We start from the raw sequence: 25789 nt of genomic DNA, 5'->3' as shown, positions 1-25789 counted from the left end.
GACACAACGACGCGGGGTGGAGCAGCTCGGTAGCTCGCTGGGCTCATAACCCAGAGGTCGCAGGTTCAAATCCTGCCCCCGCTACGGAAGAAGGCCCGGACCATTAGGTCCGGGCCTTCGCTTTTCTCTGGGGGAGTTGGCTCGCCATGAAGCTCGAGCACATCCAGGTCCTGCACCGCACCGGCCAGTGGTGCCCCGACGTGCGAACCACCGACAACGTCCTGGCCTACGACGTACCGATCCTGCCTCAGTGGCAGGCCCCCGGCCGCCCCACGACGGACCGCTGCTTCGTCCTCCCCGACGAGGGCGTCCAGCTCACCAAACCCAACACCTTCACCGGCGCCTACGAAGGCGGCTGTACATCGACCTGGTGCACGTCGAAGAGCCGACCCCGAACACCCTGGTCATCCACGACCGCGGCGTCGACATCCTCATCCCACCCACATCCCTCCGCTACGACGTCCTGGACCTCGACGACTTCGCCGACGCCCTCGAGTCAGGCACGCTCGACCTACCGGCCGCGACCCGAGTCCTGCGCGACACCCAACGCTTCATCGACCGGCACCTGCGCATCCCAGGCCAAGCACCACCGACCGCGTGGCCCGACTTCCCGCCGGCGTCCATCCAGCCGTTGATCGAGCTCCCGCCCTTCGCCGCCGCGTAGGTCTTGCCATCCGGTCTGCATCAGCGGCGTGTGTTACCGGGTCAGGCGACCACGGTCGCGCGGATGCCGACGTGGTCGGACAGGTGGGTCCGTCCGCGGGGGAGGTCGACCTTGTCGGTGAAGATGTGCTCGGCTGACGTCGCCTCGACCCCGCGCAGCAAGACAAAGTCGATGCAGTGAGCCGTCTTGTTTGCGTCGAGGTACTCGCTGTGAAACGTCGGCGGGCAATGCCCCGCGAACGCGTCGACGAGTCCGGTCCGTCGGCAGAAGTCTGTGAACGGCGAGCTCGCTCGCGCGACGTTGAAGTCGCCGCACAGGATGATGGGGTCGTCGAGCTTCTGCATCACTCGGGCCAGCGATTCCAACTGCCCTCGATGCACGGGAGTGAACCGGCTGCTGTCCGACCAGTCGCCGTCGTAGTTGGCGAGCAGGTGAGTGTTCGCCAACCACACCCGAGGCCGGTCGAGCCGAGTCAGCAGCACGCCCTTGAAGGGTGCTTTAGCTCTTGACCAGCGGGGCACTTCTCGACCCGCACCGATCGGAAGCCGGTGGTAGCCGCGCGCCGCGACAGATCGGCGTACGAAGGTCACCACCCCACCCGCGGGCCCGAGCAGCGACGGCCGATAGCTGACCTCGCCGTACGACGGCATCGCGGTTCTCAGCAGGCGCAGATGGTAGTAGCTGTGGATCTCCTGCACGTTGACGACGTCGACATCCGACGCCTCGAACGCCGCCCCGATCGCGCCGTACCGGCCGACCAGCTGCGACCGTCGTACGGGCGTCCCGCGGGTGTTCAACGTCGCGACCACCAGCCGCTCACGAGTCTGCATTCCCACCGCCCTTCCCGTCCGCGACAGCCTAGGTGCGTTGGCTCTTGTGCGCCCGACGACAGCGGAGTTAGATGAGCGCCTTCCGCCTGCTGTATCCCGTTAAGGAGCACGAATGTTCGCGATCATCGCCGCAGTCATCTTCGGCCTGGCCCTCATCCTCGACTGGGCCAACGCCCGCGTCAGCGACGCCTTCACCCCGCAGACCCTGCTGATGGCCGGCCTGCTCTGCCTCGCCCTCCACCTGGCCGGCCTCGGATCCGCGACGAAGTGGGGCCGTCGCCGCTGACGGAGACTACGGCCAAAGGCGCGCGCTGAGCGTGCGGCACCACAACAGCATGTCGTCGTACCCACCATGAACGAGCTCGAGCTGGTCCTCGCCGTACTGGTCGCGGACCAGCTCAGCCATCGCCGTCGGCTCGGTGACACCAAGTGCATCGGCCAAGAGCTTGATGTCCGGCACATCGCGGTTGCGTGAGGCAACAAGTTTCATCGCCAGCAGCGCCTCCGGGGAAGCGATCTCGACCTGCAGACCCCTCGAGGACGCGGCCGGCAGTGACGGCCCCGCACGAGGAGGGATCCACGATTTCGCGTCGGCGTTGAGCCACGTCGGCGGCAATCCCTCCGACTCCGCCACTGCAGCGGCAGCCTCGAGGACCGAATCTTCCGGAGACAACTCGGCGTCGACGTCTTTGGTCCGGCGGCCGGTGTCGTACGTCAGTGCGATTGCTGCTCCGCCGACGACGTAGATCGATGCGGCGACACCGCGACGGGAGAGCTCGGCCTCCAGCAGGCCGAGGAGACGGGTGATGTCGGCGGAGCTGAAGTCATCGGTTGGCGCGGTCATGCGGTCATCAGGTCACGGTCGGCGATGAAGATTCCGCGCCGGGCGAGCCAGTCCGGAGTGTGCATTCGGGTCCACTCTTCGCCGCGGCGAAGATTGGTCTGCGTCCACGTTGTCTCGAGGTGCGGGTCCTCCGCCCATTCCGGGCGGAGCGGATGGTCGCTCTGATCGAACTCGTGCTGGATCAGCGCCGCCAGGAGCGCGTCGTACCGGGGATCCGAGATGGGCCTCGATCGGAGGAGCCAGGCGTCGCTCGCCGGATCGTTTCGTTCGAGCATCGCACGGAGCTGATCGCGGGCCTGGACGACGAGTTTGAAGGCCCAGTCTTCGTCCCCGGAGCGGAGCGCTTCGTCGACCTCTTCAGCGGTCCGATCCGGAGTCATCCAGCCGTGCCGGCGTGCGCTCGCAAGTCCGGCGGCAGTGCGCAGGATCCTCTGGTACAACGCGGCCGAGGGCATCGTCCGGGCGTTGAGGTAGGCCGACAGGCGGGAGCGAGACGTCCCGATCAGGTGGGCGAACGCGTCCTGCGTCAGTCCGCTGCGGGCAAGGGCCGACCGCAGCTCTCCGGCGATCTGCTCGCGTTCCGCGGCGCTGAACTCCATGGAAGCAGTGTATCAAATTTGATACGTCGGATCAGTGTGAAGGCGATGAGGGGACGACGCGCCGAGGATCTGTTCGGTGCCCATCAACGGCTCCGTGACGCTCGATTCCAGAACGGGCGCGAGTCTCTGACCAATGCAAGAGCGGTATGGCAGGCATGCTGGAGAGTTGTTGGTGCCGGCTGGGAAGGCTGCCTACGTTGGGGTTATGGACAACAACAGCAAGGTGGCGTTCCTCGGGCTGGGAGCGATGGGGGCGCCGATGGCTCGGCGGGTGGCGGATGCCGGGTACGCGTTGACGGTGTGGAACCGGTCGGCTGGTAAGGCTGACCGGTTCGAGAACGTGGCCGGTTCGGCGGGGGAGGCGGTGCGGGGCGCCGATGTGGTGGTGACGATGCTGGCCGATCCGGACGCGGTGCGCGCGGTGGTGGGGGAGATCGCGGCGGAGTTGAAGGCGGGGACGGTGCTGGTCGACGTGTCGACGATCGGGCCGGAGGCTGTGCGGGAGGTCGCGGAGTTGTTGCCGGACGGCGTGACGTTGGTTGACGCGCCGGTGATGGGAAGTGTCGACAAAGCGGCTCGCGGTGAGCTCAGCTTGTTCGTCGGTGGTGACGCCGACGCGGTGATGCCGTTGCTCGAGACCTTCGGGACAGTACGGCGTACCGGAGTGGTCGGGTCGGGAGCGGCGCTGAAGATCGTGATGATCAATGCGGTGGTCAACGGCGTCGCACTGGTCGCAGAGGCGTACCAGTTGGCTGACGCGTTCGGGGTGGACGAGGCGCTGGTGCGCGACTCGTTGGCGGGCTCGCCGCTCGCCGGGCTGGCGGGGCGAGCTGCGGCTGAGGGTGCGTACTACCAGGTGAAGTTGGCGGCGAAGGATGTGGCACTGGCAGCTGATGCTGCCGAGTTGCCGATCGCTCGCGCGGTGCACGACCGGCTGGCGGCGTACCCGGAGGCGGCTGGTGAGGACATCGGTCAGATCGTCAAGTACTTCAGAGGATCGGGGTCGGGTCGCCCGGTCTGACCCGTACGGCGTACTCGTCGTGGATCGGTGGTTCGAAGGTCGCGAGGTGCTCTTCGAGTACGGCGTCGGAGACGTCGCGCCGGTGCGGGCTGGTCTGGTTGGCCGCTCGGCGCCGGCCGATCGTCTCGTGGTCGACGTCCAGGTACACGAGGTTGAACTCGGCCCCGAGAGCTGCCGCGAGAGCGCGCCAGCCGTCACGGAGAAAGCGGAGCGAGCTGGTGTCGTCGAGGATCACGCTCGTCCCGGACGCGAGGTGTTCGCGGACCTCGCTGGTCGCGATGGCGTGAGTGGCCTTCCATTGCTCGACCGGGATGCCGTCGCCGCCCCACAGGTCACGGCGTTCGTTGATCTCGTCGAGGCTGACGATCCGCGCGTCGAGTTGGCGGGTGAGCTCGGCGGCCAGCGTGCTCTTGCCGGAGTACGCGGTGCCGCAGAGTACGACCAGTCGAGGGCTCATCAAGGGATGACACCTGATCGGGTCCGGGGCGTCAACGGGAATATCCCGATGCGCAGGGCAACGATCGGCGGCTACCGTCGCGGGATGGTGGCTGGATACCAGGTGTGGATCCACGATGCCGGGCTCGAGCTGCAGGAGCCCGTGGCGCGGACGATCTGCCCGGTCGAGGACCACGACGGTCCGTGCGAGGTGCCGTGGGGATTCACGCTCGCTGACGAGACGGACGCGCTGATCCTTGGGCTCTACGCGACGGCCGACAAGGCGGACGAGATCGTACGCCGTCTGCCGGCGGTGGTCGGTGATCGCCAGGTCGAGCTGCGCCCGGGGCGCGCGGGCGCGTTCGACGAGCTGCGGATCCAGTACGAGATCGAGAATCGCAGTTGACCTCAAGAGCACTTCAACTCCGAAGATCGTTGCCATGGACATCACCGGAACGATCCCCAGCCAGAACGACGTCGACCAGATCCTGGAGCTCGTCACGACGGTCGACCGTGCCCAGCGAACCGAGGACGCCGACGCTTTCCTCAGCCTGTTCCGCGCCGACGCGGTGTGGGTGACGGGGCACGGCAAACGCCTGTACGGGCGCGACGTGATCGCCGAGTTCACCCGGCGCGTGCTGCCCGGCGCGACGGCCGAGACCTATGCAACGTACGAGGCGGACCATCTGCTGTTCGTGCGGCCGGACATCGCCGTACTGAACGTCAACCAGACCTATCTCCAGCGCGGCGACGACAAGGTGCTCGACCATGGGAGCCCGGTCTATTTCCTTGCCAAGGAGGACGGGGTCTGGCGGATCGCGGCGGCGCAGAACACCGTGGTTGTCGCTGAGTAACGAAACCGACAAGGTTTCCCGCCCGACTTCGGCGAACTGTCGCGCACAGTGACGGGCGAGTGGTAGGCATGGTCGCGCCTGGCCGATTCCGGCCGGGCGACGACTACCGCCATCGGGGGGCCGAGGGCGGATTCTTGGGGGGATCATCGATGGACTGTGGCCGCGCCGTGCTCGCACTCGGCACTGGACTCGTTCTCACACTGGCCGGCGCCTGCGCCGCGCCCGCAACTGAACCGGCCGCCGCGCCGGTCGCGATCACCACAACATCTGCCGCGACCACCACAACCCCGGCGCCGACGAAGCAGCCGGCCGCCAAGCCGACGAAACCCGTCGGGCTGCTCTCCGTCCCGCCCACCACCAAGCCGAAACTCCCGCCCGTCACCAAGAAGCCCACCGTCAAAGCGCCGACCAGGAAGCCGACGGTCAAGCCGACCACTCGCCGTACGACGACCAAGCCGCCTGTTGCCGACGTCTTCTACGCCAACTGCACCGAGGTCCGAGCCGCTGGCGCCGCCCCGATCCACCGTGGCGATCCCGGCTACTCCAGGAAACTCGACCGCGACGGCGACGGCGTCGCCTGCGAGAACTGATGCCCGGCGTTGAGGCGCGGCAGACCAACCAGGAGCGAATCCTGACCGCGCTCCACGGGCGAACGATCCCGTTGAATGACGATGAGTTGTCCGCGGTCACGGGGGTCAAACCGCGTCAGGCGGTGAACCAGATCTGCCGCGCCCTCGCCGAGGCCGGAGTCATTGCCCGCGGTGTGGGAGCTGGTGGAAAGCTGGTCAACTGGATCGCTCAACCGGTGGCCGAGACGGCTCTGAGCGCCGAGCCGGAAGCGGTCGGCGCAGCTACAGGGCAGCCCGCGGCGGAAGGACTGACAGTCGAGGAGCCGACAGCAGACGGATCAGTACTCGGAGGCCACGCACCCGAGCTGCCGAAAGCTGAAACCGCCGTCCCGCCGCCGACCCAACCGGGGAGTTCGGCAGAGCAGCGGATGGCCGAAGGCGTGATGCTGCGGGAACTCGGCAGCAGACTCGGCGTCACGCTGACGCCAACCTGGATCCGCCATCCCACCGGAGCACGCGTTCAAGTGGACGGGATGGACGTCGACCGGACGGTGCTGGTCGAGTGCTGGGCTCACCAAGGGCCGGCGAAGGTCGCGCAGAAGTCCAAGCTGGTCAACGACGCGGTCAAGTTGCACTGGATCGCGCAGTCCCTGCCGCCGGCCGCCGCTCGTCGACTCATCCTCTGCGTCACCGATGCGCTCGCGGTTAGCCATTTGACCCAACGGTCTTGGCAGCGTCACGCGATCGCAGAACTCGGAGTCGAAATTGAAGTGGTACAGCTCCCGGATGACCTGGTGCAGGCGATCCGCGCCGCTCAGGTGCGGCAGTTTCGTTGAGTCAGCGGTTGACCGCGAGTTCGCCGAGTTCGGACCAGTTGTTCTGGTCCAGCTTGAAGTTGACGATCTTCGGGGTTTCGACCAGGTGCGGCGGGAGCGTCTGCTGCGCCGCCTTGAAGTGGGGCGACGTGACGTGGGCCGATGCGGCGTCGTCGTCGGCGAAGGCCTCGACCAGGACGTACTCCGTGGGGTCGTCGAGCGACCTCGACCAGTCGAACCACAGGCAGCCGGGTTCGGCTCGGGTGGCGGTGGTGAAATCGTGGGTGATGCCGGCCCAGTTGTCGGCGTCGTCGGGCTGGACGCGGAACTTCGCGGTGATGAAGATCATGGGCGCGATGTTACCGACGTCGGACGCGGCCTGAAGGCGAGCCGAGCGAGGTCAGAAGCCCAGTTGCTGGCGGATCGTCGCGAGGGTGTGCGCGGACTCCAGGGTGTGTTCGGTGTCCGCGGCGGCGACGGCCTGGGCGAGCGCGTCGGCGACGACGATCGAGGTGAGGACCTCGGCGCTGATGCCGGTGACGGTGTTCGGGACGTGCATGGCGACGGTGACGTCGTCGGTCAGGCGTTCGGCGACGTCCTGCTCGCTCAGCAGGATGGTCTCCGCGCCGACCGCGCGGGCGCGGGCGATCACGGACTCGGCGTCGAGCGTCAGCCGGCCGGGGGAGATCACCACGACGACGTCGCCGCGCTGGATCGCGAGCAGGTCGTCGGCCAGCCGGAAGCCGGACGTGGTGATCGAGCGGGCGGGCCGGCCGAGGCGGCGCAGTTTCAGCGTGAGGTGCTCGGCGGCGACGTAGTTCGCGCCGAACCCGTACGTCGCGATCTCGCGCGCGTCGAGCAGCAGCCGCACCGCTTCGGCGTACGCGTCGAGCGGGAAGCTCTCGTTGAGGAACTCCATCCGCTCGATCACCTCGGTGATCACCTTGTCCCAGACCTGCTTGGGATCGCCGCCGGTGGAGTTGATCCGGTCCCGCAGCCGCTGCTCGCGGTGGACGGCGCCGAACGGCGAGGCGACCCGGTCCTTCAGCTCGGCCAGCCCCTTGTAGCCGAGCGACTGCAGGGTCCGGATCACGGTCGCGTTGCTGGTCCGGCTCTCGACGCCCAGGTCGGCGGCCGACAGGTAGAGCAGCCGCTCCGGTGAGATCTCGGCCAGGGACCGGCAGACTGCCTGCGCGGCCGGGGTGAACTCTTCCCAGTGCTCGCGGATCCGGGCGCGCAGCTCGGCGATCGCGGGATTCTTGGCCGCAGCCCCAGCTACCTGATCCGTCATCTGCACATCATCCGATCGCGTCGACCCGTACCGGACCGTCGAGTCCGGCCCGTCGGCCTATGATCGCGGACGGCGGCCCGGTCGCGCAGCCGCCGAGTCCCCGAAGTCGTTCACGCGGCGGCGCGGGTCCGGTTCTGCTCGGCCCACACGGCCCGGCGCAGCTTGGCCTTGTCCGGGTAGCCGGCGGCCCGGCCGATCATGTAGACGTCGTGGCTGCGCATGTTCACCATCGCCGCGACGTACCAGACCGGGTTCCCCTCGGCCAGCATGGTGATGATCATCCGGCTGGCGTTGTTCTCGTTCATGCTGACCCTCTCCTTTGTCTGTCTCGCTCTTACTGGTACGTCGGACCAGAACCGGCCGAATCGACATCCCGGGACAAGAAATTTCAGCCGATTGGTGTCACGGCAGGCAGCGACCGTTGGGCGCACGGATCGACCGCTCACCGAAACGACTTACGAGAATCGCCGTATCCGCTTCGGGCTGACCCGTCGGAGGGGCTAGATTCGAGGTCCCCCCACGTGTGGAGGTCCCACTCCCCCCGGGACCCGCACGGGCGAGTGCCCCGATCCAAGGTCGGGGCATTCGTTTTTCAGCTGCTGTTGCGGCGGCGGTAGAGCAGCGACGCGAAGGTCACCGAGAAGATCAGCAGACCGCCGCACCAGGCCAGCGCGATCCAGCCGGAGTTACCGAGCGGCGTACCGGTCAGGAAGCTGCGGACGGTCTCGATCACCGGCGTGATCGGCTGGTGTTCGCTGATCGGACGCAACCAGCGCGGCATCGTCTCGGGCTGGACGAACGCGCTGCTCAGGTACGGCAGGAACAGCATGAAGAAGCTCAGCGTGCTGGCCGACTCGACGGTCTTCGCGATCACGCCGAGTCCGGCGGCCAGCCACGAGAGCGCGATCACGTAGAGCGCCAGCAGCCCGATCGCGCCGAACCACTCGCTCACGGAGGCGTTCGGCCGGAAGCCCATCGCCAGCGACGCGAGCAACACGATCGCGGTGGACACGGCGTTGCGGACGACACTGGCAGTGACGTGCCCGGTGAGTACGGCGAAGCTGCGGACCGGCAGCGACCTGAGCCGGTCGATCATGCCCTTGGTCATGTCGTCGGCGACGGCCATGGCGGTGTTCGCCGCGCCGTACCCGGTGGTCAGCAGCAGGATGCCGGGCACGACGTAGTTGATGTACCGGGTGCCCGTCTCGATCGCGCCGCCGAAGACGAAAACGAACAGCGTCATCATCAGCAGCGGCAGCAGGATCGACACGAACAGGGTGTCGACGTTGCGCCGGGTCAGCCGGACGCTGCGGTCGATCATCGTCGCGGTGTCGCTCATCGCGGCCGCGAAGCTGTCGTGGCTCATGCTGTCTCCTTGGCGGTCAGGGTCAGGAACACGTCGTCGAGGGTGGGCCGGTGCGACGAGACGCGGGCCGGCTGCAGACCCTGCGCGCGCAGTTCGTCGAGCACCGAGTGCAGGTGCGCGGCCGTCCCGTCCGACGGCAGATTCACCAGTACGCCGTCCGCCACGCCGCCCACCACCCCGACCGACTTGAGCGCGTCCACGGCGTCGGTGAAGTGCAGCTCGATCCGCTCGCCGCCGATCCGGCTCTTCAGCGCGTCGGCGGTCCCGGACGCGGTGATCCGGCCGCGGTCGAGCAGCACGATCCGGTCGGCCAGGCGGTCGGCCTCCTCGAGGTATTGGGTGGTGAGCAGGATCGTCGTCCCGTCGCGAACCAGTTCGCCGATCGCCTCCCACATCGTCAGCCGGCTGGCCGGGTCGAGCCCGGTGGTCGGCTCGTCCAGGAAGATCACCCGCGGCCGGCCGATCAGGCTCATCGCCAGGTCGAGGCGCCGGCGCATGCCGCCGGAGTAGGTCTTCACCCGCCGGTCCATCGCCCCGGTGAGGCCGAACCGTTCGAGCAGTTCGCCGGCGCGCTGCCGGGCCGGTCCACGGCCCAGGTGCATCAGCCGGCCGACCATCACCAGGTTCTCCCGGCCGGTCTGGTTGTCGTCGACGGCGGCGTACTGGCCGGTCAGGCTGATCACGCCGCGGACCTTGTTCGCCGCGCGCACGACGTCGTACCCGGCGATGGTGGCGTGCCCCGCGGTCGGGCGGGTCAGCGTGGTCAGGATCCGCACGGTGGTGGTCTTGCCCGCGCCGTTCGGGCCGAGCAGTGCGATCACCTCACCCTCGCGCACGCTCAGGTCGACGCCGGACAGCACCTCGGTGCCGTCGTAGCTCTTGGTCAGGCCGGTGGCTTCGACGATCATGGACATCTCCCTTACTGCGTATCGAGTACGCTAAATAGCGTAGCATCTACGCAGTAGGCGTTTCTAGACTGAGGTGGTGGAGATCAACGAGCTGCCGGCCGACGTCGCGCTGATGTGGGGCCTGCGGGACGGATCCCGCCGGGGCCCGAAGCCGTCGCTGACCGTCGAGGACATCACCCGGGCGGCGATCGAGCTCGCGGACGCCGAAGGGCTCGCGGCCGTGTCGATGGCGCGGGTGGCCGAGCGGCTCGGCAACTCCACGATGGCGCTCTACCGGCATGTGAAGAGCAAGGACGAGTTGCTGACGCTGATGTCGGACGCCGCTCTGGAGCAGCCCTCGCCGATGCCGGACGACCTGGACTGGCGGACCGGGCTCACCTTCTGGGCCGACAACGTGCTGACCGTGCTGCGGCAGCACCGCTGGTACGCCCAACTCCCGATCTCAGGACCGCCGGCCGGGCCGAAGAACCTCGCGTGGTTCGACGCGGCCCTCGGCGCGCTGGCCGGCACCGGCCTGAGCGAGGAGGGCAAGGTCGGTGTGGTGATGGGCCTGATGACCTACGTGCACGGCCAGATCCGCCTGTCGATCGACCTGGGCCAGGGTTTCGCGGAGAACCCTGACGCCTTCAAGCAGTACGGCGAGGTGCTGGCCAAGGTCGTCGACCGGCAGCAGTTACCGGCGTTGGCGCGGGTGCTCGACGCCGGGGTGTTCGCGACGGAGATCGCTTTCGACGACGCCGATGACCAGGACTTCGACTTCGGCCTGCAGCTGTTCCTGGACGGCGTCGCCGGCTTGATCGAACGGACCTGCACCTAACCCAGCCGCAGCACCGCGTCGGCGGCCGGCTTGGTCGACGCGATCAGCCGGGCGTTGCGCTCGTCGGACCCGTACGTGCGCTCGTGGGCTTCCTCCGGCGAGCGGCCGAAGCGGCGGTGCCGCGCTTCGAGGCGGGCGTGCCGGACGTCCTCGGGCAGGTCGATGTACCAGACCTCGTCGAGCAGCCGCCGCCCCGTCGCCCAGGGTTCCTGTTCCAGCAGCAAGTAGTTGCCTTCGGTGACCACCAGCTCGACCTCCGGACCGACCCCGATGGTCGCGGCGATCGAGTCTTCCAGTTCCCGGTCGAAGCGCGGCGCCCAGACCGTCTCGTCGCGCTCCTTCAGCCGTCGCAGCAGCGTGACGAACCCGCCTGCGTCGAACGTCTGCGGCGCGCCCTTCACCTCGGCCAGTCCCAGCGCCTCCAGCGCCGACTGGGCCAGGTGATACCCGTCCATCGGCACGAGCGCGACCCGGTGACCTTCCGCGACCAGCTCCTCGACCAGGCCTTCCGCGTACGTCGACTTGCCGGCCGCGGGCGCACCGGTGATCCCTAGGATCGCCCGCTCCGGCCGCTTGACCAGCTCGACGGCACGTTCACGGGCGGCAGCCGGGTCGAGTGAGCGCATCCCCAGATCCTAGGTGCCGACCTCCACCACCGATCAACGTTCGGAGCACCCGTCGTCTCCCGCGGGCAGCGCGCTGCTCGACCGCCGCAGACGGAGGTTGATCAGTGGTGGACGTCGGCCCAGAGCGCGTTGAGATCGCTCATGTGCTGCTCAGTGACCAGGCGGCGGGCGATCGAGCCAGGACCTTCGAGCTGGAGGATCTGTGGTGCTTCCGGCAGGCGGTGCCCGAGTGCCGTGACGCTGTCGAGGCACCGGGCCTCGCCGAGCATCGCCCAGCCGGAGCGGAGCCCGGGGGAGAGGTCGAGGTCCTCGACGAGCAGTTCGCCGGCACCGACGGTCGCTGTGGTTCGCGTCCGGAGCCGACCACCGGCTTCCCCGTGACGGCCGAGGACGAGCGACTCACGAAGCAACGCCCGGCAGTCGTGGTCCAAGGTGAGCGCCGTGGACCGCTGTACGTCGGCGCCCTCGGCAACCACGAACGGCTCACCGTGCCAACTCAGCTCGGCGCCGTCGGTCAACGTCACGTCCACGTCCCAGCGGGCCGAACCGCCACGCATGGCGTAAGCGACGGTGCCGGCGGTCTCCACCACCTCCAGCCGGACTTGGCCCTGGGCAATCACTTCGATCCGTACGTCGTCCCCGGCGAGCAGCAGCGCTCCTGCCGCGACCAGCGCCACCCGGACCACGCCGGGCGGCGCCGGCAGCCGCCGCGGTGAGAGGTCGCCGGTCCGGAGGAGGCAGCGATCGCGCACCGGATCGGCGACGACCTCAATGCGAGTGAGCATGCGCGCCCACAACAGGGTCCGCCCCAGGGAGTGCACCGGTGCCGGGCGCGGACGGGGTGGCGTGGACGTGCGTGAGCACCTCGCCGTTCTCACCGACGTGCGAGTGCGGTGCCATCGGCCCCGGATCGACGGGGGTGTGCGAGCCGCCTCGAACAACGGCCGTCATCTCCAGCACCCAGCGCTTCAGCGCCGCTACCGAGGCGGGATCCGTCCGCGACAACGCCAGGACGGGCTTGCCGTCGCGGGCTGCCTCGGCGTCCGCGACCATCCGCGGGACATCCACGCCGACGTACGGCGCGAGGTCGGTCTTGTTGACCACCAGCAGATCCGCACGGGCGATGCCCGGACCGCCCTTGCGAGCGACGTCCCCTCCGCCGGCGACGTCGAGCACGAAGATCTGCGCGTCGACGAGGGCGGGCGAGAAGGTCGCGGTCAGGTTGTCGCCGCCGGACTCGACCAGGACGACGTCGAGCGGGGCGAAGTCGCGTTCGAGGTCCTCGACGGCGATCAGGTTCGGCGTCACGTCGTCCCGGATCGCGGTGTGCGGGCAGGCGCCGGTCTCGACCGCGCGGATCCGTTCGGCATCGAGTACGCCGGCCGAACGCAGCAGCCGGGCGTCCTCGTCGGTGTAGATGTCGTTGGTGATCACGCCGAGGCGCAGCTCGGCGGCCAGTTCGCGGCAGACGGTGGCGATCAGCGAGCTCTTGCCGGTGCCGACCGGTCCCGCGACCCCGAGCCGGAACGACCTGCTGGATTCAGGCATGGAACAACCTCATTCTCTCGATGGAGTGCTGTTGCGCGAACAGGTCGACCAGCGGGGCGCCGTACGCCGGTACGTCGCCCGGCTGCGTCAGCCCGGAGACCTCGGCGACCAGGTCCTCGATGGCAGGATGCAGCGCGGTCAACCAGCCGGCCGCATCGGCCGGGTCGACCGGCAGCAGTTTGAGCGAGGCGGCAACAACCGTCTGCGCGTCGTCGTAGCCGACCAGCCGGGCGGTCTGATCGGCCGACAACCCGTTGACGGCGGCAACCACACCAACGACAACAGGCCGAGCGATCTCACTGTCGGCCGGGAGGAAGTCCGTCACGCGCGGCCAGACTCGGGCGGCGAGTCTCGAGTAGGCCCGCCCCTGCCGCCGGGATGCGGCACGCAACGCCTGACTCGGCACCCGAGCGGCCCAGGCGGCTTCGGCGGGTCCGATCTCCTGCCCGGACGAAGCGAGCTCACGGGCGACCACCGCGATGCCGGCCTCGACCCGCGTGACCGTGCGCAGCCGGTCGCGGGCGTACTGCCCGACCTCGTGCAGTTTGTTGCCGTCAGCCCCCAACCCGGCACGGACGGCGGCTTCGAGGCCGGCCGACTGGGTATGGCCGCCGGTTGGCAACCGGGCGTCGGCCAAGGTCATCAGAACCAGCTCGGTCGTCGCCATCAGAACATCGAGTAGAGCTGAGCCAGCGGCAGGCGGTCCGCCGGGGCGGGTTCGATCAGGTCGCCGTCGACGGTGATCGCGAACGTCTCCGGGTCGATCTCGATGCTCGGCAGCGCGTCGTTGTTGCGCATCTGGGCCTTGCCGACGTCGCGGGTCGGCCGGACCGCGGCCAAGCTCCGGCGCAGCTCGAGCCGATCGGCCAGCCCGTCGTCGAGTGCGGCCGGCGCGACGAACGAGTACGACGTACGGGCGCCGATCGCGTCGCCGAAGGCCGGCCGCATCAGTACCGGCTGCGGGGTCGGAATCGAGGCGTTCGGATCACCGAGCGCGGCCCAGGCGATCGTGCCGCCCTTGATCACCAGCGCCGGCCGGACCCCGAAGAACGCCGGTTCCCACACCGTCAGGTCGGCCAGTTTGCCGGCCTCGACCGACCCCACCAGGTGGTCGATCCCGTGCGCGATCGCCGGGTTGATCGTGTACTTGGCGACGTACCGGCGGACCCGGTCGTTGTCGGCCGGGGATCCCCGCAGGTCGAGCTGGCCCCGGCGGTCCTTCATCACGTGCGCGACCTGCCACGTGCGGGTGATCACCTCGCCGATCCGGCCCATCGCCTGGGCGTCGGACGAGGTGATCGACAGTGCGCCGAGGTCGTGCAGGACGTCCTCGGCGGCGATCGTGGTGGCGCGGATCCGCGACTCGGCGAAGGCGAGGTCCTCGGGCACCTCGGGGTTGAGGTGGTGGCAGACCATCAGCATGTCCAGGTGCTCCGCGACGGTGTTGACCGTGTGCGGCAGCGTCGGGTTGGTCGAGCCGGGGATGACGTGCGGGTGCGCGGCGATCGAGAGGATGTCGGGGGCGTGCCCGCCGCCGGCGCCCTCGACGTGGAAGGCGTGGATCGAGCGGCCGCCGATCGCCGCGAGCGTGGACTCCACGAAACCCGCTTCGTTCAGCGAGTCGGCGTGCAGTGCGACTTGCAGCCCCCAGTCGTCGGCGGCCCGCAGCGCGGCGTCGATCGCGGCGGGCGTCGAACCCCAGTCCTCGTGCACCTTGTACCCGGCGGCGCCGCCCAGTGCCTGCTCGGCGAGCCCTTCGGCGCTGACGGTGTTGCCCTTGCCGAGCAGCAGCACGTTGAGCGGGAAGTCGTCGAGCGCACGGTGCAGTTGCTGCAGGTGCCAGCTCCCGGGGGTGACGGTGGTCGCCTTCGAACCCTCGCTCGGCCCGGTCCCGCCACCGACGATCGTGGTGATGCCCGCCGCGCTCGCCTCGTGCAGCTGTGAGGGTGACAGCAGGTGCACGTGCGAGTCGATACCGCCGGCGGTGAGGATCCGTCCTTCGCCCGCGATCACGTCGGTCGACGGTCCGATCCGCAGGTCCGGGTGGACGCCGTCCGCGATGTCCGGGTTGCCTGCTTTGCCGAGGGCAACGATCCGGCCGTCCCGGATGCCGACGTCCGCCCGGACGATGCCCCACCAGTCGATCACCAGGACGTTGGTGATCACCGTGTCCGGCGCTCCTTCGGCACGCGTCGTCGTGCCCTGCGCCATCGACTCCCGGATCGACTTGCCGCCGCCGAACACGACCTCCTCCCCACCCACGGTGAGGTCCTGCTCGACCTCCACCCACAGATCGGTGTCGGCCAGCCGCACCTGATCGCCGACCGTCGGCCCGTACAGCGCGGCGTACGCGGCGCGCGAGATCTCAACCATCGCTCGGCTCCTTGAGCTGCAGACCCGGTACGACGCGGCGGCCGCGCAGCGCGACCGCGGCGACCTCGCGGGAGGCGCCCGGCTCGAAGCGCTGCGAGGTGCCGGCCGGGAGGTCGAGGCGGAACCCGCCGGCGGCTTCGCGATCGAAGGCGAGAGCGGAGTTCGCGTCGGGCAGATGGAGATGCGAGCCCACCTGGACGGGACGATCGCCGGTGTTGACGATCACCAGTCGCAGCCGTTCGTCGGGGGTGCGATCCGCGTTGAGCTCGATGGTTCCCGGGCGGGTCCGTACGGCGCCCGGGGCACTGCTCGGTGGAGTGGCCGGCATGGTTCTCCTGCCTCAGACGATGGGGTTGTGGACGGTGACGAGCTTGCGGCCGTCGGGAAACGAGGCCTCGACCTGGACGTCGTGCAGGAGCTCGGCGACGCCCGGCATGACGTCGTCGCGGGTCAAGACGGTGCGGCCGGACTCCATCAGCTCGGCGACCAGCGCGCCTTCGCGGGCTCGCTCGATCACCCAGGTGCTGAGCAGGGCCACGGCTTCGGGGTGGTTGAGCGGGACTCCGCGAGACAGCCGGTCGCGGGCGACCATGCCCGCGACGGACAGCAGCAGCTTCTCGACCTCGCTGGGCGTGAAGTTCATGGCTGCGCCGGCAGGACGTGGTCGGCGACCTTGTCGGTGCTCAGGCACAGCGAGCAGACGTGGGCGTCGTGGGTCAGGCAAGCGGTCATGTCGGGACGCTCGTAGTCCTGTCGGCAGACATGGCAGTTCAGTACGGCGCCGGACGGGTTGCCGTGCTCGTCCAGCATCGGCAGGTCGATGCCGTCGTCGCTGCGGCGCAGGTAGTACTTGCCGCGGGTGGCCACGGCCAGTACGGGCGGCAGGACGAGCGCCAGGCCGATCGCGACCAGCGGGGAGTACGGCTTGATCGCGTCGCCGAGGCCGCCGAAGAAGACCAGGATCGAGACGCCGGCCGCGACCGCCATCGAGACGAAGCCGACCGGGTTGACGGCGTACAGCATGCCGCGGCGGAACTCCGGCTGCAGCGGCGACAGCTTCAGCAGGTACTTGTTGAAGACGATGTCGGAGGCAACGACCACGATCCAGGCGATGCCGCAGTTGGCGTAGAAACCGAGAATGGTGTTGAGGAAGTCGAACATGTTCGCCTCCATCAGCACCAGCGCGATCAGCAGGTTGAGGCCGAGGAAGACCAGCCGGCCGGGATAGTGCCGGGTCAGCCGGGTGTAGGAGTTGGTCCAGGCCAGCGATCCGGAGTACGCGTTGGTGACGTTGATCTTGATCTGGCTGATCACCACCAGCACGACCGCCAGCGCCATCGCGAGCCAGCCGGGCAGGAAGCCGTTGTAGATCTCCAGGAACTGGTGCACCGGCTCGTTCGCGACCGCGGCGCCGTCGGCGACGTTCGCGATCAGGTACACCGCGAGGAACAGCCCGATCGCCTGCTTCAGCGCGCCGAAGATCACCCAGCCGGGTCCGGCCAGCAGCACCGCCGACCACCAGCGCCGCGCGTTGTCCGGCGTCTTCGGCGGCATGAAACGCAGGTAGTCGATCTGCTCGGCGATCTGGGCGATCAGTGACAGGCACACACCGGCGGCGAGCAGCATCGAGCCGACGTCAGTGGCGCCCTGGCCGTTCTCGCCCTGGTAGTCGAAGAACGACGACACCGATTCGGGATGCGAGACGACCAGGTAGCCGAACGGCAGCACCATCAGGACCAGCCACAACGGCGTCGTCCACACCTGCAGGGTGGACAGCACCTTCATCCCGTAGATCACCAGCGGGAAGATGACCAGTGTCGACACGGCGTACCCGAGCCAGAGCGGTACGTTCAGCCCGAGCTCGAGGCCCTGGGCCATGATCGATCCCTCGAGCGCGAAGAAGATGAAGGTGAACGACGCGAAGATCACGTTGGTCACCACCGACCCGTAGTACCCGAAGCCACTGCCGCGGGTGATCAGGTCGAGGTCGATGTTGTACCGCGCCGCGTAGTAGGCCAGCGGCAACCCGGTCGCGAAGATCACCACCGCGAAGATCGCGATGCCCCACAACGCGTTGGTGGTGCCGTAGGAGATGCCGATGTTCGCGCCGATCGCGAAGTCGGCCAGGTAGGCGATGCCGCCGAGCGCGGAGACGCCGACCACGCCGGTCGACCACTTGCGATAGCTGCGCGGCGCGAACCGCAGCGTGTAGTCCTCGAGCGTCTCGCGGGTCGCCGTACTGGCGGCCGGGGGTGGTGTGCGCTGGTCGAGCGAGGGTTCAACGGTCATGACGAACTCCTGGCGGGCACCTTCAGGCGGGCGGTGCAGTCGATGCACCCGAATGGAAGGAACCTAGGAACCGTCTGTTACCGCTGTGTTGCCGAGCCGCTACGTTCGTGTATTTCCATCTGGAAGTAATTCCGCGAGGTCCAGCGCGCGCTCGACGCGGTGCTCGGCGGCTCGCAGCCGGTCGGCCACGGTGGTGCCGACCGGGGACAGCGCGGTGACGATCCGCCGCTTGTCACCGGGGTGGATCCGGCGCAACACCAGGCCGCGCTCGACCAGTTTGTCCACGTGCCGGGTGAGGCTGGCTGCCGGCAGTACGGCGGTCTCGGCGAGCGTCGTCATCGGCAGACCGGGCTCGTCGTGCAGCGCGGACATCACCCGCCACTGCTCGATCGTCAGCTCGAACTCGTCCAGCTCCGGCAGCAGCCCGAGCTCGATCCGGCGCTCGGCCTGCTTGAGCAGGAGGAGCAGGCTGGCTGACATGGTCCTCCCCGAATCGGCGCGGCGTCTCACGGTGCGGCGAATATAGCTCAGCGCTCGGAGAACCGGTGCTCGTTGGCCCACACTGGTCGGCATGCCAGGGACCGCGGAGGTGATCTCGATCGCCTTCGTCGTGCCCCGGCAAGGCCCGACCGGGATCTACGGCCCGTCCTGCCTGGCCTGTGGTCAGCTCGCCGTCGAGCAGCTCAACGCGCGCCGCGGCATCGCCGGCCGCCAGGTCGAACTCGTGCACGTGGACGCCGGCCGCTCGCCCGAGGTGGTCGCCGAGGAGGTCGGCCGGCTGGTCGACACCGGCCGGGTCGACGCGGTGGCCGGCTGGCACATCTCCGCCGTCCGGGTCGCGCTGACCCGACGGATCGGCGGCCGGGTCGTCTACGCCTTCGCCGCGATGCACGAGGGTCACGACAACACCCCGGGCGTCTTCATGCTGGGCGAACGCCCGGTCAACCAGTTGCTGCCGGCCGCGCACTGGCTGCGCGACCACCACGGCGTGCGGCGATGGGTGGTGGTCGGCAACGACTACGTCTATCCGCGGGTGACCGCCGACGTGGCGGCTTCCGCCTTACGGGGTTCGGGATCCGAGGTCGTCGGAACGTCGTACGTCCCGCTCGGCACGTCGGACTTCGGTGACGTGTTGCCCGCGCTCGAACGCGGTACAGCCGACGGCGTGATCATGCTGCTGATGGGCCAGGACGCGGTGCACTTCAGCCGTCAGTTCGCCCGCGCCGGGTTGAGTGAGCGGCTGGTCCGGCTGAGTCCGGCGGTCGAGGAGAACACGCTGCTCGGCGCCGGAGCCGGCGCGAACGACGGCCTGTACGCCGCGGCGGCGTACTTCGACGGGATGGCAACGGTCGAGAGCGGCGAGTTCGCGCGGGCGTACTACCAGCGATTCGGAGCGTGGGCTCCGGCGCTGAACGCGGTCGGCGAGTCCTGCTACGAGGCGATCCAGTTCCTGGCCCGGCTCGGCGAGGTGGCGGGCTCGGTCGCGATCGAGGATGTGGCGGCGATGGGCAGCGGGCAGTTCTACAGCAGTCCGCGCGGGCTGCTCCGCCTCGACGGAAACCTGCTCGACCAGGACGTGTATCTGGCGGCCGCCGACGGTCTGGAATTCAGGGTCCAGGACCGGATCGCCCGCAGTACTTGAGCATTCGGCGCAGTTGAGATGTGACACTCCGGTCGGTTCGCGGCGTTGGAGAAGACAGAGGCGGATCGCGAACGTTTCGCGCGTTGCCTCCGTCTTTGTCGGTAAGGGATGCCGATCACGTCGACCCGGAGGTGCGCTGTGCTCGCCACGACTCTGAGTCCCACTCGACGAACCCGGCTGACAGTCGGAGCTGTCGACTCGGCGACGTACCTGGCCGCCGGTGATCTGTACGGCGGCCGCAGCTTTCTGCAGAACCCGTCGTGGGCGCAGGTGAAGCCCGACTGGCGGCCTGAGTTGCTCGCCTGGCGCGACGCGGACGACGAGATCGTCGGGACGGCGCTGGTGCTCTACCGCAGTGCGCCCGGTCTTCGCCGGTACTTCGCCTACTTGCCGGAGGGCCCGGACATCGACTGGACAGAGCCCTCGCTGAACCGCTGGCTCGGCCCGCTGATCGAGCATCTCGTTGCCGCGGGAGCGTTCGCCGTACGGATCGGGCCGCCGCCGGCGTTGCGGCGGTGGAAGGCGGCGACGCTGAAGGCGGCCGCGGGTCCTTCGCTGCGGATCGGGGACGTGCTGCCGGATCTGGTCGAGCCGGTGGGGTCGTCGGTGAGCGATCGCTTGCGGTCGCTGGGATGGGCGCGGTGCGGCGAGGACGGCTCCGGTGGCGATGCTCAACCGCGGTTCGTCTTCCAGGTCCCGCTGCGCTCCCTGGACGAACTGCTCACCGGGATGAACAGCGAGTGGCAGCGGAACCTGAAGAAGTCCGTGCGATCCGGGATCGAGACCCGGATCGGGGCCGAGGGCGATTTGTCGACGTTTTACCAACTGCTGCAGGTGACCGAGCAGCGCAACGGGTTCCGGCTCGGGCGGTCACTGAGCTACTACCAGCGGCAGTACCGGGCGCTGAACGCCGAAGCTCCTGGGCGGATGCGGCTGTACCTGTCGTCGTACGAGGGTGAGGTGCTGGCCGCGCACACGATGAATGTGGTCGGGCGGGTCTGGTACCAGACGGGCGCGTCGGCCAGCCATCGGCGCGACGTACGGCCGAGTCATGCGTTGCAGTGGCGGATGATGCAGGACGCGTTCAAGCACGGTGCCGCGTACTACGACATGCGCGGGGTGTCGGACTGTCTTGATCCTTCGCGACGGGAGTACGGGCTCCTGCGGTGGAAGCTCGGGACGGGTGGTGAGGTGGTCGAGACGCTGGGGGAGTGGGAACTGACGCTCCCCGGCCTCGTCAACCAGACCCTGCACCATGCGATGCGGCGTTACCGGGCCCACTGAACCCGGCAACGCTGATCACTCCTCCGGTGGAGGGGGCGGTTCGGCGCCTTCGCGTTCGTCGCGCTCGGCCCACTCGAGCAGCGTGTCGAGCGTGTAGGGGTTGTCGTCGATCGTCTCGTGCAAATCGCCGAGCTCGGCGAAGCGGGCCGGGACGGTGGCGATCGTGAACTCACGCGGCTCGACGTCGTCGATCTCGTCCCAGCGGATCGGCGTGGACACCGTGCCCTCGGGGTTGCCGCGCACCGAGTACGCGGCGGCGATCGTGTGATCTCGCGCGTTCTGGTTGAAATCGACGAACAGTTTCGCCGGATCACGGTCCTTGCGCCACCAGGTGGTGGTGACGTCGTCGGGCGCGCGCCGCTCCACCTCGCGGGCGAACGCCAGCGCCGCGCGGCGTACGTCGGTGAAGCCGTGCTCGGGTTTGATCCGGACGTAGATGTGGATCCCGGAGCCGCCGGACGTCTTCGGGTAGCCGTCGGCGCCGAGCTCGTCGAGGACCTCGTGCGCGACGTGCGCGACCCGGCGGACCCGGTCGAACGGGCAGTCCGGCATCGGGTCGAGATCGATCCGCCACTCGTCAGGCTTCTCGGTGTCGGCGCGCCGGCTGTTCCACGGGTGGAACTCGACCGTCGACATCTGCACCGCCCAGGCCACGTGCGCGACCTCGGTGACACACAGCTCGTCGGCGGTCCGGTTGTAGCGGGGGAACTTGACCTGCACGGTCTCCATCCACGGCGGCGCGCCGTGCGGCAGCCGCTTCTGGTGCACCTTCTCGCCCGCGACGCCGTCGGGGAACCGGTGCAGCATGCACGGCCGCTCCCGCAGCGCCCGGACGATCCCGTCGCCGACCGACAGGTAGTACTTCACCAGGTCGAGCTTGGTCTCGCCGCGGGCCGGGAAGTAGACCCGGTCCGGGTTGGAGATCCGGACCGTGCGCTCACCGACCTCGAGCTCGATCGCCGGGCTCTTGCTCTTGGCGGCCTTCTTCGCCGCGGGCTGCTTTCCTGCGGCGGCGGTCTTCTTCGCCGCTGACTTCTTCCCCGCAGCCGCAGTCTTCTTCGCCGCACCCTTGGACCCTGCTGACGATTCCGCCATACCGCCAACCTAACCGCCCGAGGGGACAACCAGCACTCAGACCAGCCGGGTGAGCCAGCCGTGCGTGTCGGGAATCCGGCCGTACTGCAGGTCGAGCAGGGTCTTGCGCAGGGTCGCGGTGACCGGGCCGACGGAGTGGTCGCCGATCACGACCTCGCCGTCGGGCCAGGCGAGGCGGCCGATGGGCGTGATGACGGCCGCCGTACCGGAGGCGAAGACCTCGGTGATCTGCCCGGAGCGGACGCCGTCGCGCCACTCGTCGGCCGAGACCCGGCGCTCTTCGACCCTGTGGCCGAGGTCGCGGGCCAGGTCGAGCACCGAGGTCCGGGTGACGCCCTCGAGGATCGAGCCGGACAGCTCGGGCGTGACGATCGTGCCGTCGGCGTGCACGAAGAACAGGTTCATGCTGCCGATCTCCTCCAGCCAGCGGCGCTCGACCGCGTCGACGAAGGCGACCTGGTCGCAGCCGTTGGCGACTGCCTCGGCGAAGGCGGCCAAGCTGGCGGCGTAGTTGCCACCGCACTTGGCGGCGCCGGTGCCGCCCGGGGTGGCGCGGATCGACGACGTGGTCAGCCAGATCGACACCGGCTTCGGGCCGGTCTCGAAGTACGCGCCGGCCGGCGACGCGATCACCCCGAACAGCACCTCGGTGGCCGGGCGGACGCTGAGCGCCGCCTCGGTGGCGATCATGTACGGCCGCAGGTACAGGCTGCTCTCACCGGAGCCGGTCGCCGGCACCCAGGCCTCGTCGACGGTCAGCAGCGCGCGCAGCGCCGCGATGAAGTCCTGCTCCTCCACCTGGGGCAGAGCGAGTCGCCGTGCGCTCCGGCGGAAGCGGGCCGCGTTGAGCTCCGGACGGAACGACCAGACCGAGCCGTCCTCGTGCCGGTAGGCCTTCAGTCCTTCGAAGATCTCCTGCGCATAGTGCAGTACGGCGGCCGCCGGGCTCACCTTGAGCGGCGCGAAGCCGGTCACCTTCTGGTCGAACCAGCCGCGCTCGGCCGACCAGGACGCGACGACCATGTGGTCGGTGAACGCCTGGCCGAAGCCGGGCTTGTCCAGCACCGCTGACCGCGCCGCCGCGCTCGCCGGATCGCTGCGCAGCTCCAGCTGGAAGTCCCACGCGTCTGTCATCGCCACTCCATGGTCTGCCGTCGTCACGCTCGGCACGCTACCCCTGCCCCTCGCCCGGACTCGACCCGCTGCCCACACTGCGGCCCGCGAAGGGCCGCCGCCGCAGCAGCTCGCGGTAGTCCCGCACTGCCGGTCTGGTCAGCTCTTTGCCTTGTACGGCGGCCAGCACCCGCCCGCCCGCGTCGTACAGGCTCGGGCTGTGCCACTGGTCCTCCAGCTCGACCAGAGTGCGCATCGCCATCGCCAGACCGGTCGACACGTCGCCGTCCAGGACCAGGCACTCCGCCAGCAACAGGCGAAGCTCAGCGCCCTCCCGCCTCCGCTCGGCCGGGCACAACCCGAGCGCACGATCCAGCGCCACGTACGCCGAGGCTGTGTCGCCCAGCACGGTGTGCACGAAGCTCGCCAAGCTCACCGGCTCGTACGACGCCCAGCCGAAGACCGATGGCGGACTGTCCTCCGCAGGCGGCAGCAATCGCACGGCCTGCCGAGCTTCCTCGGGTCTACCGAGTACGGCGAGCAGCCGAGCCTGAGCCGCCAAGGCACGAGCCCGGTCGTGCGGCTGCTCTGCCAGCGTGAGCGCCTCGATACCGGCCTGCAGCAGGTCGGCTGCTCTTTTTGCGCCTGCTCGGTCGACACCGGACTCAGCCGTCCAGCTGATCACCTGCCAACTCCTGGCCTGGCTGGCGATCCATGGCGTGGCGGAACTGTCAGCAGCCGCCCGGGCGGTCCGCCACCACCGCTCGGCGGCCCGGCACCGGCCGAGCGTCGACAGCGTCAGTGCGATCAGTACGGCGAACTCAGCCGCCGGTGCCGCGAGCTCGGCTGCCGGTCCGGGCGTCCGGTGCAGGAGGTCGAGGTCAGCCGTCAGCTCAGGCAGCAGCTCGGCCGCTGGGGTGACACCGAAGTCCCGCGCGTACGCGCCGGTCGCGGCACACCACTCGACTCCCACCGCCGACTGGCCGAACGACCCGGCCACCCGGTGCCGCACAGCCTCCAGCAGGTCCGCGCCCACCAAGCCCATGCCGTCGAGGGGCACCGCGCCGAGGCGGGCGGCCGGCGCGGTGTACCCGCCGGGCTCAGGTGCTGGACGGCGTAACCGGTCGAAGGCCTGCGTGAGGGTGCCGGTGGTGCCCAGCTCTCGGTCACACAGGCGCGCCAAGTGAAGCGAGCCCGGGCGGCGGCCTCGCTCGACCTGGGACAGGTAGCTGTGGTCGTAGCCGACCCGGGTTGCGAGCTGGCGCAGGCTCAGGGCGGCTGCCTGGCGGCACCTCCTCAGCTGGACGCCGAACGGTTCCAGTGCTGCCTCAGCCACAGGTCCTCCCCCACTGCTCACGCCCGGTGGTTGCGGTGCGTGTCTGGAACGCTACAAGGGCCTACCGACAGAAAGTGGGGCAGTGGCTCCCACGCAGCCCCCAACGAGTGGCTGGTGGCTGTGGGCTGTTTGGAGAGCCCACAGATCACACCTGGTAGGGCAAGTGACCGGTGGTGACGATTGCTGGTGTGGACCGACAGGGGATGACGCAGCAGGGGCCGCCGCGCGCCTTCTGGCTGGTGCGGTCCGACGGTGGTGGCGCGGTGGCGGAAGGGGTGCTGTGGGCGGATGGGGTGGTGGCCGTGCGGTGGTGTGGGCAGGGGACTGCTGTCTCGGTGTGGTCGGGCGGACTGGACGCGTTGCTCGCCGGGCACGGCCGGGACGGCAGTACTGAGGTGCGGTGGAGCGAGGGCCGTGCCGCGGCCGGGAGCCCGTCAGCGGAGCGGCGTACGGACGAGCCGCCGGAACGGCGTACGGACGAGCCGGCGGAGCGACCGGCAGGGCGGCCGGGCCCGTACCTGCCCGCTCCCGGAGCGGACGGGCGGTGCGTGCGGTGTGGACAGTGGTGGCCGTGCCTGCGGTGCGGCTTGTGACGAGACGACGCTGCCGGCCGGCGAGGCCGAGGTTTAGTCTGAGCTGTTCGATCGATCGTGCACGATATCGGGAGGCTGGGCGGTGCAGGGAGAAGTGGAGGGGCCGGCGCAGCCGGCGACCGGCGCCGATCCGCTCGATGAGCTCGACGCTCAGCTGGCTCGGCTGCGCAGCGTGGCCGACGAGCTGCGCGGGTCCCGGGGCAAGCCGGTGCTCACCGGCAACCAGGTCGAGCTGATCGAGGACGGGCCGACCCTGCTGCGCGCCTACGAGCAACTGCAGGAGGACGCGACGCGGGAGGTCCGCGTGCTCGACCGCCCGCCGTACGTGACGCCGCCCTCGACGCAGCAGGCGCTGGAGCTGGAGCGGCTGCACGCGGGGGTGACCTACCGGGCGATCTACGGCACCGAGGTGTTCGAGAGCGAGGACATCATGGGAGTGCTGCCCGAGCTGCAGGCGGCGGGGGAGCGCAGCCGGGTGCTCGCGCAGGTGCCGCTGAAGATGGCGGTGGGCGACGACGACACCGCGCTGATCGGGCTGACCAAGCGGTCGCCGTCGGAGCAGCATCTGCTGATCCGGTCGTCAGGGCTGCTCGACGGACTGATCGCGACGTTCGAGATGCTCTGGGCGCTGGCGGTCCCGATGCCGGCGCTGCCGTTCGACGGAGACTTCGCCGGACTGCGGCCGCACGACCGCGACGTGCTTCTGCTGCTGGCCGGCGGGGCGACCGACGACATGATCAGCCGGCGGCTCCGGATCAGTCCCCGGACGACCCAGCGCCGGGTCCGCGCGCTGATGGAGTCGCTCGGCGCCCAGACCCGGTTCCAGGCGGGCGTGCAAGCCGCGCGCCGCCGCTGGATCTGAGTAGGGTGACGCAGA

At 69.2% G+C, this 25789-nt stretch carries 32 protein-coding genes and 1 tRNA gene; 12 read left to right on the top strand and 21 right to left on the bottom strand.

The features are described from left to right. Positions 1 to 10: 10 nt before the first annotated feature. A tRNA-Met gene (locus ACQPXM_RS31120) sits at positions 11 to 84 on the top strand. Between the two features lie 286 nt (positions 85 to 370). Beyond that, the gene (locus ACQPXM_RS31115) at positions 371 to 664 is read left to right on the top strand and encodes a hypothetical protein (protein WP_432940181.1); all 294 of its coding nucleotides are present in this window, start codon (positions 371 to 373) and stop codon (positions 662 to 664) included. A 41-nt stretch (positions 665 to 705) separates the two neighbouring features. Here ACQPXM_RS31115 and ACQPXM_RS31110 read toward each other — a convergent pair whose 3' ends face one another. Continuing rightward, entirely contained in the window at positions 706 to 1494 is a 789-nt protein-coding gene (locus tag ACQPXM_RS31110) for an endonuclease/exonuclease/phosphatase family protein (protein WP_432940180.1), read from the bottom strand. Between the two features lie 112 nt (positions 1495 to 1606). Between ACQPXM_RS31110 and ACQPXM_RS31105 the strand changes: the two genes are divergently transcribed. Further along, positions 1607 to 1780: a hypothetical protein gene (locus tag ACQPXM_RS31105; RefSeq protein ID WP_432940178.1), complete on the top strand. Its 174-nt coding sequence runs from the start codon at positions 1607 to 1609 to the stop codon at positions 1778 to 1780. A gap of 6 nt (positions 1781 to 1786) precedes the next feature. Here ACQPXM_RS31105 and ACQPXM_RS31100 read toward each other — a convergent pair whose 3' ends face one another. Together ACQPXM_RS31100 and ACQPXM_RS31095 are read right to left on the bottom strand one after the other, a co-directional pair. Next, positions 1787 to 2338 (bottom strand): DUF6036 family nucleotidyltransferase, encoded by a 552-nt coding sequence (locus tag ACQPXM_RS31100; protein WP_432940177.1) that lies wholly within the window; start codon positions 2336 to 2338, stop codon positions 1787 to 1789. Next, on the bottom strand, positions 2335 to 2937 hold the full coding sequence (locus ACQPXM_RS31095) for a helix-turn-helix domain-containing protein (protein WP_432940176.1): 603 nt from the start codon (positions 2935 to 2937) through the stop codon (positions 2335 to 2337). The genes ACQPXM_RS31100 and ACQPXM_RS31095 overlap by 4 nt, the downstream gene beginning before the upstream one ends. A gap of 205 nt (positions 2938 to 3142) precedes the next feature. Between ACQPXM_RS31095 and ACQPXM_RS31090 the strand changes: the two genes are divergently transcribed. Further along, entirely contained in the window at positions 3143 to 3958 is an 816-nt protein-coding gene (locus tag ACQPXM_RS31090; protein WP_432940175.1) for an NAD(P)-dependent oxidoreductase, read from the top strand. Here ACQPXM_RS31090 and ACQPXM_RS31085 read toward each other — a convergent pair. Continuing rightward, positions 3927 to 4415 carry an AAA family ATPase gene (locus ACQPXM_RS31085; protein WP_432940174.1) on the bottom strand — a complete coding sequence of 163 codons (489 nt, stop codon included), beginning with the start codon at positions 4413 to 4415 and terminating at the stop codon, positions 3927 to 3929. The two genes, ACQPXM_RS31090 and ACQPXM_RS31085, sit on opposite strands and share 32 nt — an antisense overlap. 84 nt (positions 4416 to 4499) lie before the next feature. Here ACQPXM_RS31085 and ACQPXM_RS31080 point away from each other — a divergent pair, with 84 nt between their 5' ends. The 4 genes from ACQPXM_RS31080 to ACQPXM_RS31065 all read left to right on the top strand — a co-directional run bounded on the left by ACQPXM_RS31080 (position 4500) and on the right by ACQPXM_RS31065 (position 6652). Beyond that, on the top strand, positions 4500 to 4799 hold the full coding sequence (locus ACQPXM_RS31080; protein ID WP_432940173.1) for a hypothetical protein: 300 nt from the start codon (positions 4500 to 4502) through the stop codon (positions 4797 to 4799). Positions 4800 to 4833: 34 nt separating this feature from the next. Continuing rightward, positions 4834 to 5247, top strand: coding sequence for an SgcJ/EcaC family oxidoreductase (locus ACQPXM_RS31075; RefSeq protein ID WP_432940172.1), 414 nt, complete (start codon positions 4834 to 4836; stop codon positions 5245 to 5247). Positions 5248 to 5396: 149 nt separating this feature from the next. Beyond that, positions 5397 to 5837 (top strand): excalibur calcium-binding domain-containing protein, encoded by a 441-nt coding sequence (locus ACQPXM_RS31070; protein WP_432940170.1) that lies wholly within the window; start codon positions 5397 to 5399, stop codon positions 5835 to 5837. Further along, complete coding sequence (locus tag ACQPXM_RS31065; RefSeq protein ID WP_432940168.1) at positions 5837 to 6652, top strand: hypothetical protein; 816 nt, start codon at positions 5837 to 5839, stop codon at positions 6650 to 6652. Before ACQPXM_RS31070 ends, ACQPXM_RS31065 begins: the two co-directional genes overlap by 1 nt. 1 nt (position 6653) lies before the next feature. Here the strand turns inward: ACQPXM_RS31065 and ACQPXM_RS31060 are convergent, their stop codons facing one another. The 5 genes from ACQPXM_RS31060 to ACQPXM_RS31040 form a co-directional block, all read right to left on the bottom strand. Further along, entirely contained in the window at positions 6654 to 6980 is a 327-nt protein-coding gene (locus tag ACQPXM_RS31060) for a putative quinol monooxygenase (protein WP_432940166.1), read from the bottom strand. A 51-nt stretch (positions 6981 to 7031) separates the two neighbouring features. Further along, complete coding sequence (locus ACQPXM_RS31055) at positions 7032 to 7922, bottom strand: MurR/RpiR family transcriptional regulator (protein ID WP_432940165.1); 891 nt, start codon at positions 7920 to 7922, stop codon at positions 7032 to 7034. A 110-nt stretch (positions 7923 to 8032) separates the two neighbouring features. Then, positions 8033 to 8227, bottom strand: coding sequence for a hypothetical protein (locus ACQPXM_RS31050; protein WP_432940163.1), 195 nt, complete (start codon positions 8225 to 8227; stop codon positions 8033 to 8035). 287 nt (positions 8228 to 8514) lie between these two features. Then, on the bottom strand, positions 8515 to 9288 hold the full coding sequence (locus ACQPXM_RS31045; protein ID WP_432940162.1) for an ABC transporter permease: 774 nt from the start codon (positions 9286 to 9288) through the stop codon (positions 8515 to 8517). Then, complete coding sequence (locus ACQPXM_RS31040; RefSeq protein ID WP_432940160.1) at positions 9285 to 10196, bottom strand: ATP-binding cassette domain-containing protein; 912 nt, start codon at positions 10194 to 10196, stop codon at positions 9285 to 9287. The genes ACQPXM_RS31045 and ACQPXM_RS31040 overlap by 4 nt, the downstream gene beginning before the upstream one ends. Before the next feature lie 76 nt (positions 10197 to 10272). On the opposite strand from ACQPXM_RS31040, the gene ACQPXM_RS31035 reads away from it, so the two are divergent. Beyond that, entirely contained in the window at positions 10273 to 11013 is a 741-nt protein-coding gene (locus tag ACQPXM_RS31035; RefSeq protein WP_432940159.1) for a TetR/AcrR family transcriptional regulator, read from the top strand. On the opposite strand, the gene ACQPXM_RS31030 is transcribed toward ACQPXM_RS31035, so the two are convergent. The 9 genes from ACQPXM_RS31030 to ACQPXM_RS30990 form a co-directional block, all read right to left on the bottom strand. Further along, the gene (locus ACQPXM_RS31030) at positions 11010 to 11639 is read right to left on the bottom strand and encodes a nucleoside/nucleotide kinase family protein (protein ID WP_432940157.1); all 630 of its coding nucleotides are present in this window, start codon (positions 11637 to 11639) and stop codon (positions 11010 to 11012) included. The two genes, ACQPXM_RS31035 and ACQPXM_RS31030, sit on opposite strands and share 4 nt — an antisense overlap. A gap of 101 nt (positions 11640 to 11740) precedes the next feature. Beyond that, entirely contained in the window at positions 11741 to 12424 is a 684-nt protein-coding gene (locus tag ACQPXM_RS31025) for an urease accessory protein UreD (protein WP_432940156.1), read from the bottom strand. Continuing rightward, a complete protein-coding gene (gene ureG, locus ACQPXM_RS31020) occupies positions 12408 to 13187 on the bottom strand; it encodes an urease accessory protein UreG (RefSeq protein WP_432940155.1) in 780 nt (259 codons plus the stop codon). The genes ACQPXM_RS31025 and ureG overlap by 17 nt, the downstream gene beginning before the upstream one ends. After that, the gene (locus ACQPXM_RS31015) at positions 13180 to 13854 is read right to left on the bottom strand and encodes an urease accessory protein UreF (protein ID WP_432940154.1); all 675 of its coding nucleotides are present in this window, start codon (positions 13852 to 13854) and stop codon (positions 13180 to 13182) included. Before ACQPXM_RS31015 ends, ureG begins: the two co-directional genes overlap by 8 nt. Next, positions 13854 to 15560 (bottom strand): urease subunit alpha, encoded by a 1707-nt coding sequence (locus tag ACQPXM_RS31010; RefSeq protein WP_432940153.1) that lies wholly within the window; start codon positions 15558 to 15560, stop codon positions 13854 to 13856. Before ACQPXM_RS31010 ends, ACQPXM_RS31015 begins: the two co-directional genes overlap by 1 nt. Beyond that, the gene (ureB, locus tag ACQPXM_RS31005; RefSeq protein WP_432940152.1) at positions 15553 to 15888 is read right to left on the bottom strand and encodes an urease subunit beta; all 336 of its coding nucleotides are present in this window, start codon (positions 15886 to 15888) and stop codon (positions 15553 to 15555) included. The genes ACQPXM_RS31010 and ureB overlap by 8 nt, the downstream gene beginning before the upstream one ends. A gap of 12 nt (positions 15889 to 15900) precedes the next feature. After that, positions 15901 to 16203 (bottom strand): urease subunit gamma, encoded by a 303-nt coding sequence (locus ACQPXM_RS31000; protein ID WP_432940151.1) that lies wholly within the window; start codon positions 16201 to 16203, stop codon positions 15901 to 15903. After that, on the bottom strand, positions 16200 to 17849 hold the full coding sequence (locus ACQPXM_RS30995) for a purine-cytosine permease family protein (RefSeq protein ID WP_432940149.1): 1650 nt from the start codon (positions 17847 to 17849) through the stop codon (positions 16200 to 16202). Before ACQPXM_RS30995 ends, ACQPXM_RS31000 begins: the two co-directional genes overlap by 4 nt. 99 nt (positions 17850 to 17948) lie before the next feature. Continuing rightward, the gene (locus ACQPXM_RS30990) at positions 17949 to 18329 is read right to left on the bottom strand and encodes a MarR family winged helix-turn-helix transcriptional regulator (protein WP_432940148.1); all 381 of its coding nucleotides are present in this window, start codon (positions 18327 to 18329) and stop codon (positions 17949 to 17951) included. Between the two features lie 91 nt (positions 18330 to 18420). On the opposite strand from ACQPXM_RS30990, the gene ACQPXM_RS30985 reads away from it, so the two are divergent. Together ACQPXM_RS30985 and ACQPXM_RS30980 are read left to right on the top strand one after the other, a co-directional pair. Further along, positions 18421 to 19491, top strand: a complete 1071-nt coding sequence (locus ACQPXM_RS30985; protein ID WP_432940146.1) for a substrate-binding domain-containing protein — start codon at positions 18421 to 18423, stop codon at positions 19489 to 19491. Positions 19492 to 19629: 138 nt separating this feature from the next. Beyond that, positions 19630 to 20775 carry a lipid II:glycine glycyltransferase FemX gene (locus ACQPXM_RS30980; RefSeq protein WP_432940144.1) on the top strand — a complete coding sequence of 382 codons (1146 nt, stop codon included), beginning with the start codon at positions 19630 to 19632 and terminating at the stop codon, positions 20773 to 20775. Between the two features lie 15 nt (positions 20776 to 20790). Here ACQPXM_RS30980 and ligD read toward each other — a convergent pair whose 3' ends face one another. From ligD to ACQPXM_RS30965, 3 genes are read right to left on the bottom strand one after another with little or no spacing between them, the layout of a single operon-like run. Then, the gene (gene ligD, locus ACQPXM_RS30975; RefSeq protein ID WP_432940142.1) at positions 20791 to 21870 is read right to left on the bottom strand and encodes a non-homologous end-joining DNA ligase; all 1080 of its coding nucleotides are present in this window, start codon (positions 21868 to 21870) and stop codon (positions 20791 to 20793) included. 36 nt (positions 21871 to 21906) lie between these two features. Beyond that, entirely contained in the window at positions 21907 to 23004 is a 1098-nt protein-coding gene (locus ACQPXM_RS30970; RefSeq protein ID WP_432940140.1) for a branched-chain amino acid aminotransferase, read from the bottom strand. Between the two features lie 37 nt (positions 23005 to 23041). Beyond that, positions 23042 to 24319, bottom strand: a complete 1278-nt coding sequence (locus ACQPXM_RS30965; protein ID WP_432940139.1) for a helix-turn-helix domain-containing protein — start codon at positions 24317 to 24319, stop codon at positions 23042 to 23044. Between the two features lie 675 nt (positions 24320 to 24994). Here ACQPXM_RS30965 and ACQPXM_RS30960 point away from each other — a divergent pair. Further along, the gene (locus tag ACQPXM_RS30960) at positions 24995 to 25774 is read left to right on the top strand and encodes a hypothetical protein (protein ID WP_432940137.1); all 780 of its coding nucleotides are present in this window, start codon (positions 24995 to 24997) and stop codon (positions 25772 to 25774) included. Positions 25775 to 25789 lie beyond the last annotated feature (15 nt).

The sequence above is a fragment of the Kribbella sp. CA-253562 genome, assembly GCF_050942265.1.
Classification (GTDB): Bacteria; Actinomycetota; Actinomycetes; order Propionibacteriales; family Kribbellaceae; genus Kribbella.
The sequence above is the reverse complement of the archived record's forward strand: the minus strand, read 5'-3'. Positions and strand labels throughout refer to the sequence as shown.